Origin of the sequence: Rathayibacter sp. AY1F9, from assembly GCF_002932155.1 — a bacterium.
Taxonomy (GTDB): Bacteria; Actinomycetota; Actinomycetes; order Actinomycetales; family Microbacteriaceae; genus Rathayibacter.
On the sequence record NZ_PSVA01000008.1, the window covers coordinates 100,696 to 115,322 of the forward strand.

A 14,627-nucleotide genomic window follows, 5' to 3' on the forward strand; every position below is an offset into this window, starting at 1 on the left:
TCAGAGGACCTTTGCGATCGCGCGGCGCTCGGCCGCGGGCGAGACCGCGAGCACGCCGCGGTCGGAGGGGAGGAGGTCGTCGAGCGCCTCGGCGTCGACGGAGGAGGCGACCACGGTGAACGCGTCGTCGGCGGCGCGGGCGGCGTCGAGCTCGGCCCGGATCGCGCCGCGCAGCTGCGGGTCGGTGACCGTGTCGAGGTCGTCGAGCACCAGGATCGGCGGAGCCGACTCCAGGGCCGACCGGACGTCGGCGACGGGGTCGGCGGCTCCGGCGAGGCGCACCAGCCCGACCCGGCCGCGCACGGCGGCGGAGCGGATCGGCACGACCAGGCCCGCGACCTTCAGGCGCCCGGAGTCGGGGGCGAGCCGACCGGCGATGCTCAGCAGCAGCGCGGTGCGGCCGGAGCGGTGCGGCCCGTGGACCACGAGGGAGGAGCCGGGAGCGACCCGCAGCGAGACGCCGCTGTAGACGGGACCGTCGGGTCCGTCGAGGCGGAGGTCCTCGGCCGCGATCACGTCCGTGGATCCGGGCTCCGGCCAGTCGGCCAGCGCGAGCTCCTTTGTGAGGCCCTCGCCCTCGACGTCGAAGGACGGGAGGATGCGGTCGAGCCAGCGCGGCATGTGCCAGGCGCGGTCGCCGAGCAGGTGCAGCACGGCGGGCACCAGCGTCATCCGCACGATGAACGCGTCGACGAAAACGCCCACGGCGAGCCCGAGCGCGATCGGCTTGATGTTGGTGTCCCCCTCCGGCACGAAGGCGGCGAAGACCGAGAACATGATGACCGCGGCGGCCGTGACCACCTTGGCCGAGCCGACGAAGCCCGACTCGACAGCGGCGCGCGCCGGCCTCCCGTGCACGTAGTCCTCGCGCATCCGCGAGACCAGGAACACCTCGTAGTCCATCGCGAGGCCGAAGAGCACGCCCATCAGGATGATCGGCATGAAGCTGATGATCGGGCCCGTCTTGTCGACGTGCAGAGCGTCCGAGAACCATCCCCACTCGAACACCGCCGCCACGGCGCCGAAGGACGCACCGACCGACAGCAGGTAGCCCAGCGTCGCCTTGATCGGCACCCAGAGCGAGCGGAACACCATCGTCAGCAGCACCAGCGACAGGCCCACGACGAGCAGGCCGAACGGCAGCAGGGCCTTGGCGAGAGTGTCCGAGATGTCGATCCCGACCGCGGTCTGGCCGGTCACTGCGAGGTCGACGCCGTACTCCTGCTGGAAGTAGTCGTGCTTGTCGCGGATCTCGGCGACCAGCGCCTTGGTGGCCTCGGAGTCGGGGCCGCCCTCGGGAATGACCTGGATGATGCCGGTGTCGGCGGTCTCGTTGGGCGTCGCGAGCGGCACCGAGGCGACTCCGTCGAGCTTCTCGATCTCGCCCTTGAGGTCGTCCATCAGGCCGAGCGGATCGGTCGAGCCGATGATCGTGCCGGTGACGATGAGCGGGCCGTTGTAGCCGGCGCCGAAGTTCTCGGCGAGCAGGTCGTAGGTGGTGCGCGCGGGAGTGCCCTCGGCCTGGTAGCCGGCGTCCGGCAGGGCGAGGCGGAGGCTGAGCGCCGGGATGCTCGCGACGCCGAGCACGCCGATCACCGCGATGATCGTCACGATCGGGAAGCGCGTGACGACCCGGACCCAGCCGCGGAAGAACCCGCGCGGGACCTCGGCGTGCACGTGGCCGCCGGGGGAGGCGGTCGCCGCCTCCTCGTGCGCCTCGGTGTCGACGTGGGTGCCCGCGGCGGCGGCCTTCGCGGCCTTCTTCTTCGCGCGGCGCTCCTTCGGGCGCAGCCGCGCGCCGGCGAAGCCGAGGAGGGCGGGGGTCAGGGTGAGCGCGATGACCACGGCGATCGCGACTCCGCCCGCCGCTGCGACGCCCATCGTGGTGAGGAACGGGATGCCCGCGACCGAGAGGCCGACGAGCGCGATGATCACGGTCAGGCCCGCGAAGACGACGGCGGAGCCCGCGGTCGCGGTCGCCCGCGCGGTCGACTCCTCCGGGTCCATGCCCTGCTTCAGCTGGTCCTGGTGGCGGCTGATGATGAAGAGGGCGTAGTCGATCCCGACCGCCAGGCCCAGCATCAGCGCCAGGAGCGGCGTGGTCGAGGAGATCGAGGCGAAGCGGGTGGCGATGAAGATGGCCGACATCGAGAGGGCGACGCCGAGCAGTGCGGTGACCAGCGGCATGCCGGCGGCCAGGAACGAGCCGAAGGTGAGCACGAGGACGACGAGGGCGACCACGAGGCCGATCGCCTCCGTGATGGTCACGCCGGGGAGGTTCTGGGCGAAGAGATCGCCGCCGAGCGAGACCACGGAGCCGGCGGGCAGCGCGTCCTGGAGGGTCGTCGCCTCGGCCTTCAGCGCGTCGCGGCTCTCGGGGCTCGTGGTGGTGGCGGAGCCGTCCATCTGCGCGGTGATGACGAGGGCGTTCCCGGCGTCGGAGATCGTGCCGGACACGCTGTCGGAGTAGGGGTCCGTGACGGCCGCGACCTCGTCGACGTCGCCGAGCGCGGCGACCGCGTCGCTGACGGGGCCCTTCACGTCGGCGTCCTGGACGCTGCCTCCGTCGGGCGCGACGACCACGTACCGCGCGGACGTGCCGCTGACCTGGGGGAAGGTGCGCTCGAGCTGGTCGAGGGCGGTCTGCGACTGCGTGCCCGGGATGGAGAACGTGTTGTCGGTGCCCTGGTTGAGCAGCAGCGCTCCTCCTCCGCCCGCCACCACGATCAGCAGCCACAGGACGGCGACGAGGCGGTGGGCGCGGTACACGCGACGACCGAGACGGTAGAGCAGCGACGACACGCGGTCTCCTGACGATGGGTGGGGAGGGTGGCGATACGTCTCTGTACCAGGGCGGAGCCGGGCTCCGATACACGAGCGTATCCGATACAGGACCGTATTCGATACGTGAATGTATCGGATAAGGTGAACGGCGTCGAAGGTGTTGACAGGGCGGGCAGGAGGCTGGTGATGACGGCGATCGACTCCACCCCTCCCGAGACCTCCCGCCGAGGCCGCACCCGCGAGCGCCTGCTCGACGCGGCCTACGACGTCTTCGCCGAGACCGGCGTGCACAGCGCGTCCGTCGAGCAGATCTGCGAGCGCGCCGGGTTCTCGCGCGGCGCCTTCTACTCCAACTTCTCCAGCAAGGAGGAGCTGTTCTTCGCGCTCATGGAGCGGGAGAACGGCGCCCGGGTGACCGCCCTCGTCGAGCAGATGGACCGCACGATCCCGCGCGTCGTCTCGGCCGACGAGCCGCTGACGGCCGAGACGCTGGCCGTGGTCATCCTCGACTTCCTCCAGGGTCCTGCCACCGACAACCGCCGCTGGTGCGTAGTCGAGTCGGAGTTCGAGCTGCTCGCGCTGCGCGACCCGCGGATCGCTCCGCAGTACCGCGACTTCCGCGCCGGCTTCGACGCCTCGCTCGTGCAGATCGTGCACGGGGCGCTGCGCCAGGTGCGCCGCGACTTCTCCCTCGAGCCGACGACGGCCGTGCGCCTGCTGGTGGCGGGCTACGACGACGCGGTCAAGCAGTCGATCCTCGAGGACGAGTCGGAGCCCGAGTCGCTCGAGCGCCTGCGGGCGACGCTGACGGCGATCGTCCTCGCGATCTCGTCCGCCGACGCCTGAGCCGGGCCGGCTCTCGCGACGGCGGCCGCCGTACCCGACGGCCGGCTCCGCACAGGCAGGCCGAGCGGCCGCTGGAGAGTGTCTGGTCCGGTCCCCGCTCCTCCGCCCGCGCGACGAGGATGGACCCATGGAACTGCGTCAGCTCGAACACTTCCTCGCCGTCGCGAAGGAGCAGCACTTCACCCGCGCCGCGAGCGCCCTGCAGATCTCGCAGTCGGGCCTCTCGGCGTCGATCCGCGCGCTCGAGAGCGAGCTGGGCAGCCCCCTCTTCACCCGCAGCACGCGCCGGGTCGAGCTGACGCCGGCCGGTCGGGCGATGCTCGCGGAGTCGGAGCGCTCGGTCGCCAGCGCGCTCGCCGCCCGCGACGCGGTTCTCGCCGTGCAGGGGGTGCTCCGCGGGAGCCTCGCGGTCGGCACGGAGGAGTGCCTCGGTGGCGTGCACCTGCCGCGCGAGCTCGCGACCTTCCGCGAGCAGCACCCGGGAGTCGCGCTCCGGCTGATCCACGAGGGGTCCGGCACGCTGCTCGACTCCGTCGCCGCCGGCCGCCTCGACCTGGCGCTGGTCGCCGACATCGGAGCCGTGCCGGGCGGCGTGCGGACGATGCCGCTGGCGAGCGAGGGCTTCGCGGTGCTCGTGCGCCCGGGTCACCCGCTCGCGAGCCGCGTCGGCTGCCGCATCCCGGACCTGGCGGGCGAGACGATCGTGGGACTGCAGGAGCACTGGGCGGCGAGTCACCTCGCGGCGCGGGCGTTCGCGGCGCACGGCCTCGCGTTCGAGGTCGAGCTCGAGGTGAACGACGTGCACACGCTGCTCGACCTGGTCGAGTACGGCATGGGGATCGCGGTCGTGCCGGCGCACTTCGCCGAGAAGCGCCCGGCCGGGCTGCGGGCGGTGGCGCTCGCCGATCCGCTCCTGGTGTGGCGGACGATGGTGGCGGTGCCGGAACGGCCGAGCGCCGCGGCCCGCGCGTTCGTCTCGGCCCTCCCGCAGCCGCTGCAGGACGCGGTCTGAGCCGGATCGTGCTCGCAACGGAGGAGGGACCAGCGCCGAGATCCCGCGATGCGCGTCGGACCGGTGCCTCGATCGGATCCCTCCTCCGTCATGAACGGGCTCAGTCGAGCGAGGCCAACTCCTCGGGCGTGAGCTCCAGGTCGGCCGCCGTGGCGGAGTCGCGGATGCTCTCGGGGCGGGAGGCGCCCGGGATCGGCAGAACGACCGGGGCCTTCGCCAGCTCCCAGGCGAGGCAGACGACCTGCGGCGTCACGCCGCGGGCCTCGGCGACCGCCGCGAACGCGGAGTAGCGCGAGCCGAGCTCGCCCGCCGAGGAGATGCCGCCGAGCGGGCTCCACGGCAGGAACGCCAGTTTCAGCTCGGCGCAGAGCTCGAGCTCCGGCTCGCTGGAGCGGAACGACGGCGAGAACTGGTTCTGCACCGAGACCAGGCGCTCGCCGAGGATGCCGTGCGCCTCGCGGATCTGGTCCGGGTCGGCGTTCGAGATGCCCGCTCGGAGGACGACGCCCTCGTCGAGCAGCTCGGCCAGCGCTCCGATCGAGTCGGCGTAGGGGACCGCCGGGTCGGGCCGGTGGTACTGGTAGAGGCCGATCGCGTCGACGCCGAGGCGCTTCGCGGACGCGCGGGCCGCCTCCTTGAGGTACTCGGGGCGGCCGTCCTGGTCCCAGGGGCCGGGCTCGCGCCGCAGGTGGCCGCCCTTGGTGGCGACGAGCACGGCGGAGGTGTCGCCGCCGTAGCTGCGCAGCGCCTCCGCGATCAGCAGCTCGTTGTGGCCGAGGTCGTCCTGGGTGGCGAGGTGGTAGGCGTCGGCCGTGTCGATCAGGGTCACGCCGGCGTCGAGGGCGGCGTGGATCGCGGCGATCGAGCGCTCGCGGTCCGGGCGGCCCTCGATCGACATCGGCATGCCGCCGAGTCCGATCGCGCCGACCTGGAGGTCGCCGAGAGTGCGCTGCTTCATGAATGCTCCTTCGCAGTGGGGTGGGTGGTCACCAGGCGTAGTCCTCGGGGGCTGTCCGGTGGCCGGGGAAGATCTCGTCGAGGCGCGCGAGGGCCTCGGCGTCGAGGGTGATGTCGACGGCGGCGACGGCGCTCTCGAGCTGCTCGAGCGTCCGCGGCCCGGTGATCGGACCGGTGACGGCGGGCTGGTGGAGGAGCCACGCCAGCGCCAGCTCGCCGGGCGCCTCGCCGCGCTCGCGGGCGAACGCCTCCCACTGCTCGAGCGCGGGACGGTGCTCCTCGATCGCGGCGAGGGTGCGCTCGGAGGAGCGGCGCCCGCCCTCCGCGGTCTTCTCGAGCACGCCGCCCAGCAGTCCGCCCTGCAGCGGCGACCAGGGGATGACGCCGAGCCCGTAGTGCAGCGCGGCGGGCAGGACCTCGCGCTCGACGTCGCGGACGAGCAGGTTGTAGATCGACTGCTCGGAGGCGAGGCCGGTGAAGTGGCGGGCGCGCGCCGCCTCCTGCGCCTGGGCGAGGTGCCAGCCGGCGAAGTTGCTGGAGCCGACGTAGAGGACCTTGCCCTGCTGGACGGCGACCTCCATCGCCTGCCAGATCTCGTCCCAGGGAGTCGTCCGGTCGACGTGGTGGAACTGGTAGAGGTCGATGTGGTCCGTCTGCAGGCGGCGGAGGCTCTCGTCGAGCGCGCGGCGCAGGGTGAGCGCCGAGAGACGGCCGCCGTTGGGCCAGGAGTCGCGGCCGCGCTCGGCTCCGGGAGCGGCGAACTCGCCCATGTCGCCGAAGACCTTGGTCGCGAGGACGGTGCGCTCGCGGCGCTCGCCGCCCTGCGCGAACCAGCGGCCCACGATCTCCTCGGTGGCGCCGCGGCCGGCCTCGCCTCCGTACACGTTGGCGGTGTCGAAGAAGTTGACGCCGAGCTCGTGCGCGCGGTCCATGATCGCGAACGAGTCGGACTCCTCGGTCTGCATGCCGAAGTTCATGGTGCCGAGGACGGTGCGGGAGACGGACAGGCCGGTGCGACCGAGGTGCGTGTACTGCATGGTCCCAGTCGACTCCGGTTCGGGCCGCGTGTCCAACAGGTGCTCGGCATGGGTGCGATCGACGGGGGAGGTCAATCGGGGGCGCGCCGTCCAGGGGCCGCCCGAGCCCCGCCTCGGTCGGGCCTGCGCGTCGGCCGCGTCCAGCGGCCTCGACCGGATCGCCCGCAGCCCGCTGGGCGCGGTGGCGCCCGGCCGCCCGGGTGCCGGGTTAGAGTCGCGGAATGGTCCGGACGACGCAGCGCCTCGTGATCGCCCTCTCCGCCGTGGTCCTGCTCGCCGGCTGCACGGCGGAGGCGACGAGCCCCGCCGCCGCACCCGCCGAGCCGACCGCCTCGACCGCCTCGACCGCACCGCCCGCCGCCGGAGCCGAGTCCACGCCGCGGCCGGTGCCGAGCGTCTCGACCACTCCCGCACCCGTCGAGGACGTCTCGGGCGAGTGCGTCGTCCAGGCGCTCGACGAGGGGACGCTCGACGGCGTCGACCTCGAGCGCGTGCGCGACCGCGGCACCCGCGTCGGCGCGACCGGGACGGCGAGCACCGCCTCCGACGGCGCCCCGGCCTCCTACCTGGTGGCAGCGGGCGACATCAGCGAGCGGATCGCGGACCGGTTCTGCATCAGCTCCGACTACCTCTCCGCGCTGAACTCGGTGCGCCGCGACGGCGTCGACATCGACAGCCTCTACGGCGGCGACACCCTCAACCTCCGCCCGACGACCGTCCTGAGCGTCGGCGACCAGAACGGCCGCGTCCTCGACAACGCCGAGCCCGACGACCTCCCCGCGCAGACCGGCTGACGCCGCTCCCGCCCGCGCCCGCCGCCACTCCTCCCGCCTCGCAGCAGCACGCGACCACCGCGGAAGGCGCGGATCCGACGGCACGTGCGCGGCGCTCAGCCCAGGACGCCGATCAGGACCGCCGACACGGCGACGGTCGCCGCGAGCCCGGTCGTCCGCGAGCGGCGGCGCGCCGGGTCCTCGAACCACGGCAGCCCGTCCCAGCGCAGAACGGCGCCGGCCGCCCCGGCCGCGGTGAGAGCCACCAGCACGGCCCAGGGGAGCAGCGTCAGCACCGACCAGTCGACGAGCGCCCGCCCGAGCAGCAGCACGGCGACGGCCTCGACGCCGCGGGCGAGCGTCCGGACGCGGTCGCGGTCGAGGAACCCGGCCGCCCGGCGCCGGGGGATGCTCCCCAGGGCGAAGCGGCCGACGGTGAACGCGACGACGAGCAGGACGAGGATCGAGGCGATCATCACGACTCCTCCCCGGCGCGCTGCAGCAGGCGCAGACCGAGCTCGTCGACCGAGCTCGCCGTGTCCCCGTTGACGAACACGGCTAGGCCGCGCTCCCGGTCCATCGCGAGCATCGTCGAGTAGCCGGAGGTCCCTCCGTTGTGCCAGGTCACGGATCCGCCGTCCTCCGACTCCGAGGTGAACCAGCCGAGGCCGATCCGCGCCCCGTCGGCGTCGAATCGGGGATCCAGGACGCTCGCCGCGGGCACGCCCAGCGCGGGGTCGTCGGTGAGGAGGGCCTGCGCGTAGCGGGCCATGTCCGCCGCCGTGGAGCGGACGCCGCCCGCCGGCGCGTAGCCCGCCATCGTCCACGCGTCGACGGACCGCCCGCTCGCCGAGAAGCCGGTCGGCGCGTCGGCGGGGAGGGCGTCCGCGGTCTCCGGGACGGAGGTCGCGGACATCCCGAGCGGAGCGAGGACGCGCTCGCGGAGGAGGCCGGCGTAGTCGCGGCCCTCGGCGCGGGCGAGCGTCTGGCCAAGTACCGCGGCACCGAGGTTCGAGTAGGCGTGCACGTGCTCGCCCTGGTCCGCCTCGGCTGCCTGCCGGAGGACGTCGTCGGCCGACCAGCCCGCGTAGGGGTCCGTGCCGCGCAGCTGGGCGACGAGCGTCGAGGCGAGGTCGCCGATACCGGTGGGGAGTCGCGGCAGGCCGGAGCGGTGGGTCGCCAGCTCCTCGAGCGTCCCGGTGAAGCCGCCGACGTCGGCGTGCTCCGCGGCGGGGTCCTCGAGCCCGACCGTCCCCTCGGAGGCGCTCCGGGCGAGGAGGAGCGCGGTCATCGTCTTCGTGACCGATCCGATCTCGACCTCGGTCCGCTCGTCGGCTCCGAGTCCGCCGTAGCGCACGCCGTCGGGCGTGATCACGGCCGCGACGAGGTGGTTCCGCGCCCCGTCTCCGACGTCGGTCCGGAGCCACCCGGCGATCTCGGCGTCGCCCGTCGCCTCGGTCGAGAGGGTCGGAGCGGAGGGACGGAGCAGCACTCCGCCGAGCAGGACGACGGCCGCGGCGGAGGCGGCGGCGAGGGCGAGGCGGCGGCGGGTCATCGGGGTCCTCCGGAGGCGAGCAGGATCACGAGCAGGGGGACGAGGCGCTCCGGCGGGACGCCGTAGCGGCCGCGGCCGCGCGCCTCCAGCCAGCCGGCGGCGACCAGCTGGTTGACGTGGTGGTAGATCTGCCCGGTGGTGCCCGCGCCCTCGCTCTCGGCGAGCTGCGCGACGGTCTCGACTCCGCCGGCCACCGCCTGCAGGAACCGCAGGCGCACGGGGCTGCCCAGCGCGGCGAGCGCGGTCGGCCCGGGGCTCGCTCCCCAGTCGCGCTCGAAGAACGCGTCGGTGCTGAGGCCGTACTGCCACTCGACGGGGCCGGCCGGAGTGGCGACCGAGCCGGCGAAGACGACTCCGCCGGGAGAGGGCAGGCGCTCGCGGAGAGCGGTCAGGGCCCAGAGCGGATCGTCGGCGGCGGGCGCGGCGGGGGTGTCGGCGCGCTCGAGGCGGTCCAGCCGCGCTCGGAGCTCGTCGACCTCGCCGGCGAGGTCTCGGGAGGAGGTCATGCCTCCACTATTGCAAACATTCCGTAATCACGGAACTCCGGAGCGGAGCCGGTACCGCAGAAGTCGCGGTGGTCCAGCTCGACCACCGCGACTCCTGCGGACTCGGATCGCCCGGAGGCTCAGCCGAAGTGGCGCGGCAGCACGGCGCCGTTCACCGAGCGCAGCTCGTCCAGCGGCAGCGTGAAGAGACCCTGCACCTCGACCGCGGGGGTCGCCGCGTCGGTCACGCCGATGCGCAGCACCGGGTAGCCCCGGCCCTCGCAGAGCCCGCGGAACTTCACGTCGTCCTCGCGCGGCACCGACACGAGCACACGGCCGGTCGACTCCGAGAACAGCGCGGCCGTCGCGTCGACGCCGTCGCGCTCCATCAGCTCGTCGAGCCAGATGCGCGCGCCGACGCCGAAGCGCAGCGCGGACTCGGCCAGCGCCACCACGAGCCCGCCGTCGGCGAGGTCGTGGGCGGAGGCGATGAGCGACTCCTTCGCGCCCGCCGAGATCAGCTCGGCCAGCGCGCGCTCGGCGGCCAGGTCGAGCTGCGGGGGCAGCCCGCCGAGGTGGTCGTGGATGGTGCCGGCCCAGGCGGAGCCGTCGAGCTCGTCGCGGGTGGTGCCGAGGAGGTAGAGGTTGTCGCCCTCGTCCTGCCAGCCGGAGGGGATGCGGCGCGCGACGTCGTCGATCACGCCGAGGACGCCGACGACGGGGGTCGGGAAGATCGGCACGTCGCCGGTCTGGTTGTAGAACGAGACGTTGCCGCCGGTGACGGGGATCTCGAGCTCGAGGCAGGCGTCGGCGAGCGCGCCCACGGCCTCGCGGAACTGCCACATCACCTCGGGGTTCTCGGGGCTGCCGAAGTTGAGGCAGTCCGAGACGGCGACCGGGGTCGCTCCGGTGACGGCGACGTTGCGGAACGCCTCGGCCAGCGCCAGGCGGGCGCCCTGCGCCGGGTCGAGCTGGCACCAGCGCCCGTTCGCGTCGGTCGCGACTGCGAAGCCGAGGCCCGACTCCTCGTCGACGCGGACCATGCCGCCGTCGTCGGGGTAGCTGAGCGCGGTGTTGCCGAGCACGTAGCGGTCGTACTGCGAGGTGATCCAGCTCTTGTCGGCGAGGTTCGCCGAGCCCAGCAGCGCCAGGGTCTCGGCGCGCAGCGCGTCGCCGCCGGTCGAGCGGGGCAGGCGGGAGGAGGAGTCGGCCTGCAGCGCGTCGAGCCAGGAGGGGTACTCGATCGGGCGCTCGTAGACCGGGCCGTCGACCGCGACGGTGCGCGGGTCGACGTTGACGATCTCCTCGCCGTGCCAGTTGATGATGAGGCGGCCGGAGTCGGTGACCTCGCCGAGCACGCTGGTCTCGACGTCCCACTTGCCGACGACCTCGAGGAACGCGTCGAGCTTCTCGGGCGTGACGACGGCCATCATCCGCTCCTGCGACTCCGACATGAGGATCTCCTCCGCCGTGAGCGAGGGGTCGCGCAGCAGCACCGAGTCGAGCTCGATGAACATGCCGCCGTCGCCGTTGGAGGCCAGCTCCGAGGTGGCGCACGAGATGCCCGCGGCGCCCAGGTCCTGGATGCCCTCGACGAGGTCCTTGCGGAACAGCTCGAGGCAGCACTCGATGAGCACCTTCTCGGCGAACGGGTCGCCGACCTGCACCGCGGGGCGCTTGGTCGGTCCGCCGTCGGCGAAGGTGTCGGAGGCGAGGATCGACGCGCCGCCGATGCCGTCGCCTCCGGTGCGCGCCCCGAAGAGCACGACCTTGTTGCCGACGCCGCGGGCGTTCGCGAGGTGCAGGTCCTCGTGGCGGAGGACGCCGACGGCCAGCGCGTTGACGAGCGGGTTGCCCTGGTAGACGGAGTCGAAGTAGGTCTCGCCGCCGATGTTCGGCAGGCCGAGGCAGTTGCCGTAGAAGGAGATGCCGGCCACGACGCCGTGCACCACGCGCGCGGTGTCGGGGTCGTCGATCGCCCCGAAGCGCAGCGCGTCCATGACCGCGACCGGCCGGGCGCCCATCGAGATGATGTCGCGGACGATGCCGCCGACCCCCGTCGCCGCACCCTGGAAGGGCTCGATGTAGCTCGGGTGGTTGTGGCTCTCGATCTTGAAGGTGACGGCCCAGCCCTCGCCGACGTCGACCACTCCGGCGTTCTCGCCCATGCCGACCATGAGGTTCTTCTTCATGGCGGGGGAGACCTTCTGCCCGAACTGGCGGAGGTACATCTTCGACGACTTGTAGGAGCAGTGCTCGCTCCACATCACCGAGTACATCGCGAGCTCGCCGCTCGTGGGGCGGCGGCCGAGGATCTCGCGGATGCTCGCGTACTCGTCGGGCTTGAGTCCGAGGGCCGCGTAGGGCTGCTCCCGCTCGGGCGTCGCCTCCGCGTTCGCAGTGGTGTCGGGAACGGCGGTGCGGCTGTCTGCCATGTGCTGGAGGCTCCAGGGGAGGGGGACGGGATGCGCGTCGATCCTACCCGCCGCGGTCGCCGGGGTCCGGGCCCTCCGGTGGAGCGGTGCGGGCACCGGCGCCTAGGATCGGGCGGGTGAAGCGGGCGGCTCTGATCGGGACCGTGCTGTGGGGGCTCTACCAGTGCTTCGGGAACCTCGGAGCGGCGAACATCTCGTCGGACGAGCCCGTGTACCTCGCCGCGGGCTGGGACTACCTGCACGGCGACGTGAGCGCGAACCTCGAGCATCCGCCGACGGCGAAGTACCTGATCGGGCTCGCGCAGGTGCTGCTCGGCGAGGGGCTGCTCGCGGGCAGGATCGCCGCCGGCGCGGCCGCGTTCCTCACCGGGGTGGTGCTCTGGCTCTGGTTCCGGCGCGAGCTCGGCCCGACGCTCGCGCTCGTCCCGGCCGGCCTGTTCCTCCTCCTCCCGCGCACCGCCGTGGGCGCCGGCACCCGGATCGACCGCCTCGCGCTCCTGGAGCCGTTCATGGTGCTCTTCGCCGTCGCGGCGATGGCGGCGGCGTGGACCTGGTCGCACGCCTCCCCGGGCAGGCGGAGCGGCTGGCTGATCGCGCTGGCCGGTGCGCTGCTGGCGCTGTCGGTCACCTCGAAGCTGACCACCGCGGTCCTCGCGCCCGTGCTCCTGCTGCCGCTGCTCTGGTCGGGGAGCAGGGCCCGGGCTCTGCGGGGCGGCCTCGCCCTCTCCGTCGCGTTCGTCGTCACCGGGGTGCTCGCCTACCTGCCGGTGCACCCGGTCGAGGCGGTCCGGTATCTGCTCGAGTTCCAGTCCGAGCACAACGCCGACGGCCACCTGATCGAGGTCGCCGGGACCGCGTACGTCTTCCCTCCGTGGTGGGCGAACCTCTGGTTCATGGTCGTCGGCATCGGGCCGGCGGCGCTCGCCGTGCTGCTCCTCGGGACCCTGCTGGCCCTGCTCGCTCCGCGGCGCCGCGCGCTGGTGCTCTACCTGGGCGCCGCGACGCTGCTCCTGCTCGTGTTCCACCTGGCGATCAGCTCGGTCGCGCTGCCGCACTACTACGCGGCGTGGGCGTGGCTCCTCTGCGCGCTGGCGGGCATCGGCATCGCGGAGGCGCTGCGCGGCGGGATCGTGCTGCCCGCACCCCTCGCCCGCGGCGTCGGCGCGGTGCTGGTGGCCGCCTCCCTCGTGATCGCGATCGCCACCACGGCGGGGGTCGCCCAAGAGCGGCCGACCGGGATCGCGCGGGTGGCCGACGTGCTGCGCGAGCGCGGCCTCGACGGCGGCCTGGTCCTCGCGCAGGGCATGTCCTCGGGCGTCTACGTGCCCTACATCGGCGACCGGGTGACGACCGATCCGTCGTCCGCAGGGATCGTCGCCATCGCGATCGAGCTGTCGGCGCGCTTCCCGGTCGATCCGCGCGTGTCCGCCTACCTCGAGTCGGCGCGGCCCGAGACGGTGCGGCTCGACGACCTCACCCTCGTGCTGGTCGACGGACCGCTGCCGTGACCGCTCACTTCGAGCGGCAGGCCCCCGGATCGACGGCGTCCGTCAGCGAGGCGGCCTGCTCGACCACGGGAGTGAGGACCGAGAGCGGGATGGCGTAGCCGACGTTGTCGACGGAGGCGGCCTTGCCGAAGACGACGCCCGACACGGTGCCCTCGAGAGAGAGCAGCGGGCCGCCCGAGTTGCCCTGGTTGACGACGGCGGCGAGGGTCAGCACCTCCCGTGAGGTCGGTGCTCCGTCGACCATCAGCGAGACCGTGGCGTCGGAGGAGATCTCGGCCGAGCCGAGGGTCAGCGGGCCGCCGAAGGGGTAGCCCGCGACCACGGCGTCGTCCCCGGCGGCGACGGCGTCGTCGAGTGGGAGCGGAGAGGCGTCGAGCCCGTCGACGGCGATCACGGCGAGGTCGGCGGCCGGGTCCAGGTAGACGACGCGGCCGGTGCGCGGGGCCTCGCCCGGCGCCTCGACGACCGGCTGCGAGACTCCGCCGACCACGTGCGCGTTGGTGATGACGCGGTCGTCCGAGACGACGAAGCCGCTGCCCGTCACTCCGACGTCGCAGGCCCAGGCCGTGCCGGAGACGCGCACGACCGAGCGGGTGGCGGCGGCGACCTCCGGGTCGTCGGTCGAGACGTCCGGGATCGCGGGCGCCTGGGTCGGAGCGTCGAGCGCCTCGACGACCCAGGACGTGCCCTCGTCGACCACGGTCGACTGCAGCTGGGCGAGGAAGGCGCGGACGGGGGAGGGGGTGAGGTCGTCGATCGTGCGGATGACCGTCGAGCCGGCGACCGAGGTCGTGACGAGGGGGACGCCGAGGAGGGAGACGGCCGAGGTGACGGCGATCCAGACCAGGCCGGAGATCGCGACGCCGGCGACGCCGCCCGCGAGCCGGTCGAGCAGGCCGAGCTTCACCCGGTCGGCTCCGCGGCCGATGACCGCGCCGAGCGTCGCTCCGATCGCGTAGCCGACGCCCAGCAGCAGCACGGCGGTGCCGATCACGGCGAGCAGGCGCCACTCGCTGCCGGCCGTCCACGACGAGACGGCGGGCACGGCGAACGAGGCGCCGATCGCGCCCGCGACGATCCCGGCGAGACCGCCGAGGGTCCGGAGCAGGCCGCGCCGCAGACCGTCGACGAGCGCGCCGATGAGGCTCAGCACGACGATGACGTCGACGATCACGGATGCACCCACGCGGAACTCCTGCCGGTGTCGGGGACGGGTCCTCCAGCATGACCGACGC

At 73.4% G+C, this 14,627-nt stretch carries 12 protein-coding genes; 4 read left to right on the forward strand and 8 right to left on the reverse strand.

What is annotated here, in order from left to right; all coding sequences use genetic code 11:
- Entirely contained in the window at window positions 1-2,802 is a 2,802-nt protein-coding gene (locus C5C37_RS07545) for an MMPL family transporter (protein ID WP_104338736.1), read from the reverse strand.
- A 168-nt stretch (window positions 2,803-2,970) separates the two neighbouring features.
- On the opposite strand from C5C37_RS07545, the gene C5C37_RS07550 reads away from it, so the two are divergent.
- Together C5C37_RS07550 and C5C37_RS07555 are read left to right on the forward strand one after the other, a co-directional pair.
- Complete coding sequence (locus C5C37_RS07550) at window positions 2,971-3,630, forward strand: TetR/AcrR family transcriptional regulator (RefSeq protein ID WP_104258056.1); 660 nt, start codon at window positions 2,971-2,973, stop codon at window positions 3,628-3,630.
- 127 nt (window positions 3,631-3,757) lie between these two features.
- On the forward strand, window positions 3,758-4,642 hold the full coding sequence (locus C5C37_RS07555; RefSeq protein ID WP_104222755.1) for a LysR family transcriptional regulator: 885 nt from the start codon (window positions 3,758-3,760) through the stop codon (window positions 4,640-4,642).
- A 100-nt stretch (window positions 4,643-4,742) separates the two neighbouring features.
- Here C5C37_RS07555 and C5C37_RS07560 read toward each other — a convergent pair whose 3' ends face one another.
- Both C5C37_RS07560 and C5C37_RS07565 read right to left on the reverse strand, forming a co-directional pair.
- Window positions 4,743-5,600, reverse strand: a complete 858-nt coding sequence (locus tag C5C37_RS07560; protein ID WP_104338737.1) for an aldo/keto reductase — start codon at window positions 5,598-5,600, stop codon at window positions 4,743-4,745.
- A 28-nt stretch (window positions 5,601-5,628) separates the two neighbouring features.
- Window positions 5,629-6,636 carry an aldo/keto reductase gene (locus tag C5C37_RS07565; RefSeq protein WP_104222753.1) on the reverse strand — a complete coding sequence of 336 codons (1,008 nt, stop codon included), beginning with the start codon at window positions 6,634-6,636 and terminating at the stop codon, window positions 5,629-5,631.
- Window positions 6,637-6,857: 221 nt separating this feature from the next.
- Between C5C37_RS07565 and C5C37_RS07570 the strand changes: the two genes are divergently transcribed.
- Window positions 6,858-7,430 (forward strand): hypothetical protein, encoded by a 573-nt coding sequence (locus C5C37_RS07570; RefSeq protein ID WP_104247469.1) that lies wholly within the window; start codon window positions 6,858-6,860, stop codon window positions 7,428-7,430.
- Window positions 7,431-7,525: 95 nt separating this feature from the next.
- Here C5C37_RS07570 and C5C37_RS07575 read toward each other — a convergent pair whose 3' ends face one another.
- The 4 genes from C5C37_RS07575 to purL all read right to left on the reverse strand — a co-directional run bounded on the left by C5C37_RS07575 (window position 7,526) and on the right by purL (window position 11,884).
- Entirely contained in the window at window positions 7,526-7,885 is a 360-nt protein-coding gene (locus C5C37_RS07575) for a hypothetical protein (protein ID WP_104338738.1), read from the reverse strand.
- Window positions 7,885-8,964, reverse strand: a complete 1,080-nt coding sequence (locus C5C37_RS07580) for a serine hydrolase (RefSeq protein ID WP_104309580.1) — start codon at window positions 8,962-8,964, stop codon at window positions 7,885-7,887. The genes C5C37_RS07575 and C5C37_RS07580 overlap by 1 nt, the downstream gene beginning before the upstream one ends.
- Window positions 8,961-9,470, reverse strand: coding sequence for a helix-turn-helix transcriptional regulator (locus C5C37_RS07585; RefSeq protein WP_104222749.1), 510 nt, complete (start codon window positions 9,468-9,470; stop codon window positions 8,961-8,963). Before C5C37_RS07585 ends, C5C37_RS07580 begins: the two co-directional genes overlap by 4 nt.
- Before the next feature lie 119 nt (window positions 9,471-9,589).
- The gene (gene purL, locus C5C37_RS07590; RefSeq protein ID WP_104234263.1) at window positions 9,590-11,884 is read right to left on the reverse strand and encodes a phosphoribosylformylglycinamidine synthase subunit PurL; all 2,295 of its coding nucleotides are present in this window, start codon (window positions 11,882-11,884) and stop codon (window positions 9,590-9,592) included.
- Between the two features lie 116 nt (window positions 11,885-12,000).
- On the opposite strand from purL, the gene C5C37_RS07595 reads away from it, so the two are divergent.
- Window positions 12,001-13,392: a glycosyltransferase family 39 protein gene (locus tag C5C37_RS07595; protein ID WP_146085200.1), complete on the forward strand. Its 1,392-nt coding sequence runs from the start codon at window positions 12,001-12,003 to the stop codon at window positions 13,390-13,392.
- Window positions 13,393-13,396: 4 nt separating this feature from the next.
- Here the strand turns inward: C5C37_RS07595 and C5C37_RS07600 are convergent, their stop codons facing one another.
- Window positions 13,397-14,578: a MarP family serine protease gene (locus tag C5C37_RS07600; protein WP_244230541.1), complete on the reverse strand. Its 1,182-nt coding sequence runs from the start codon at window positions 14,576-14,578 to the stop codon at window positions 13,397-13,399.
- Window positions 14,579-14,627 lie beyond the last annotated feature (49 nt).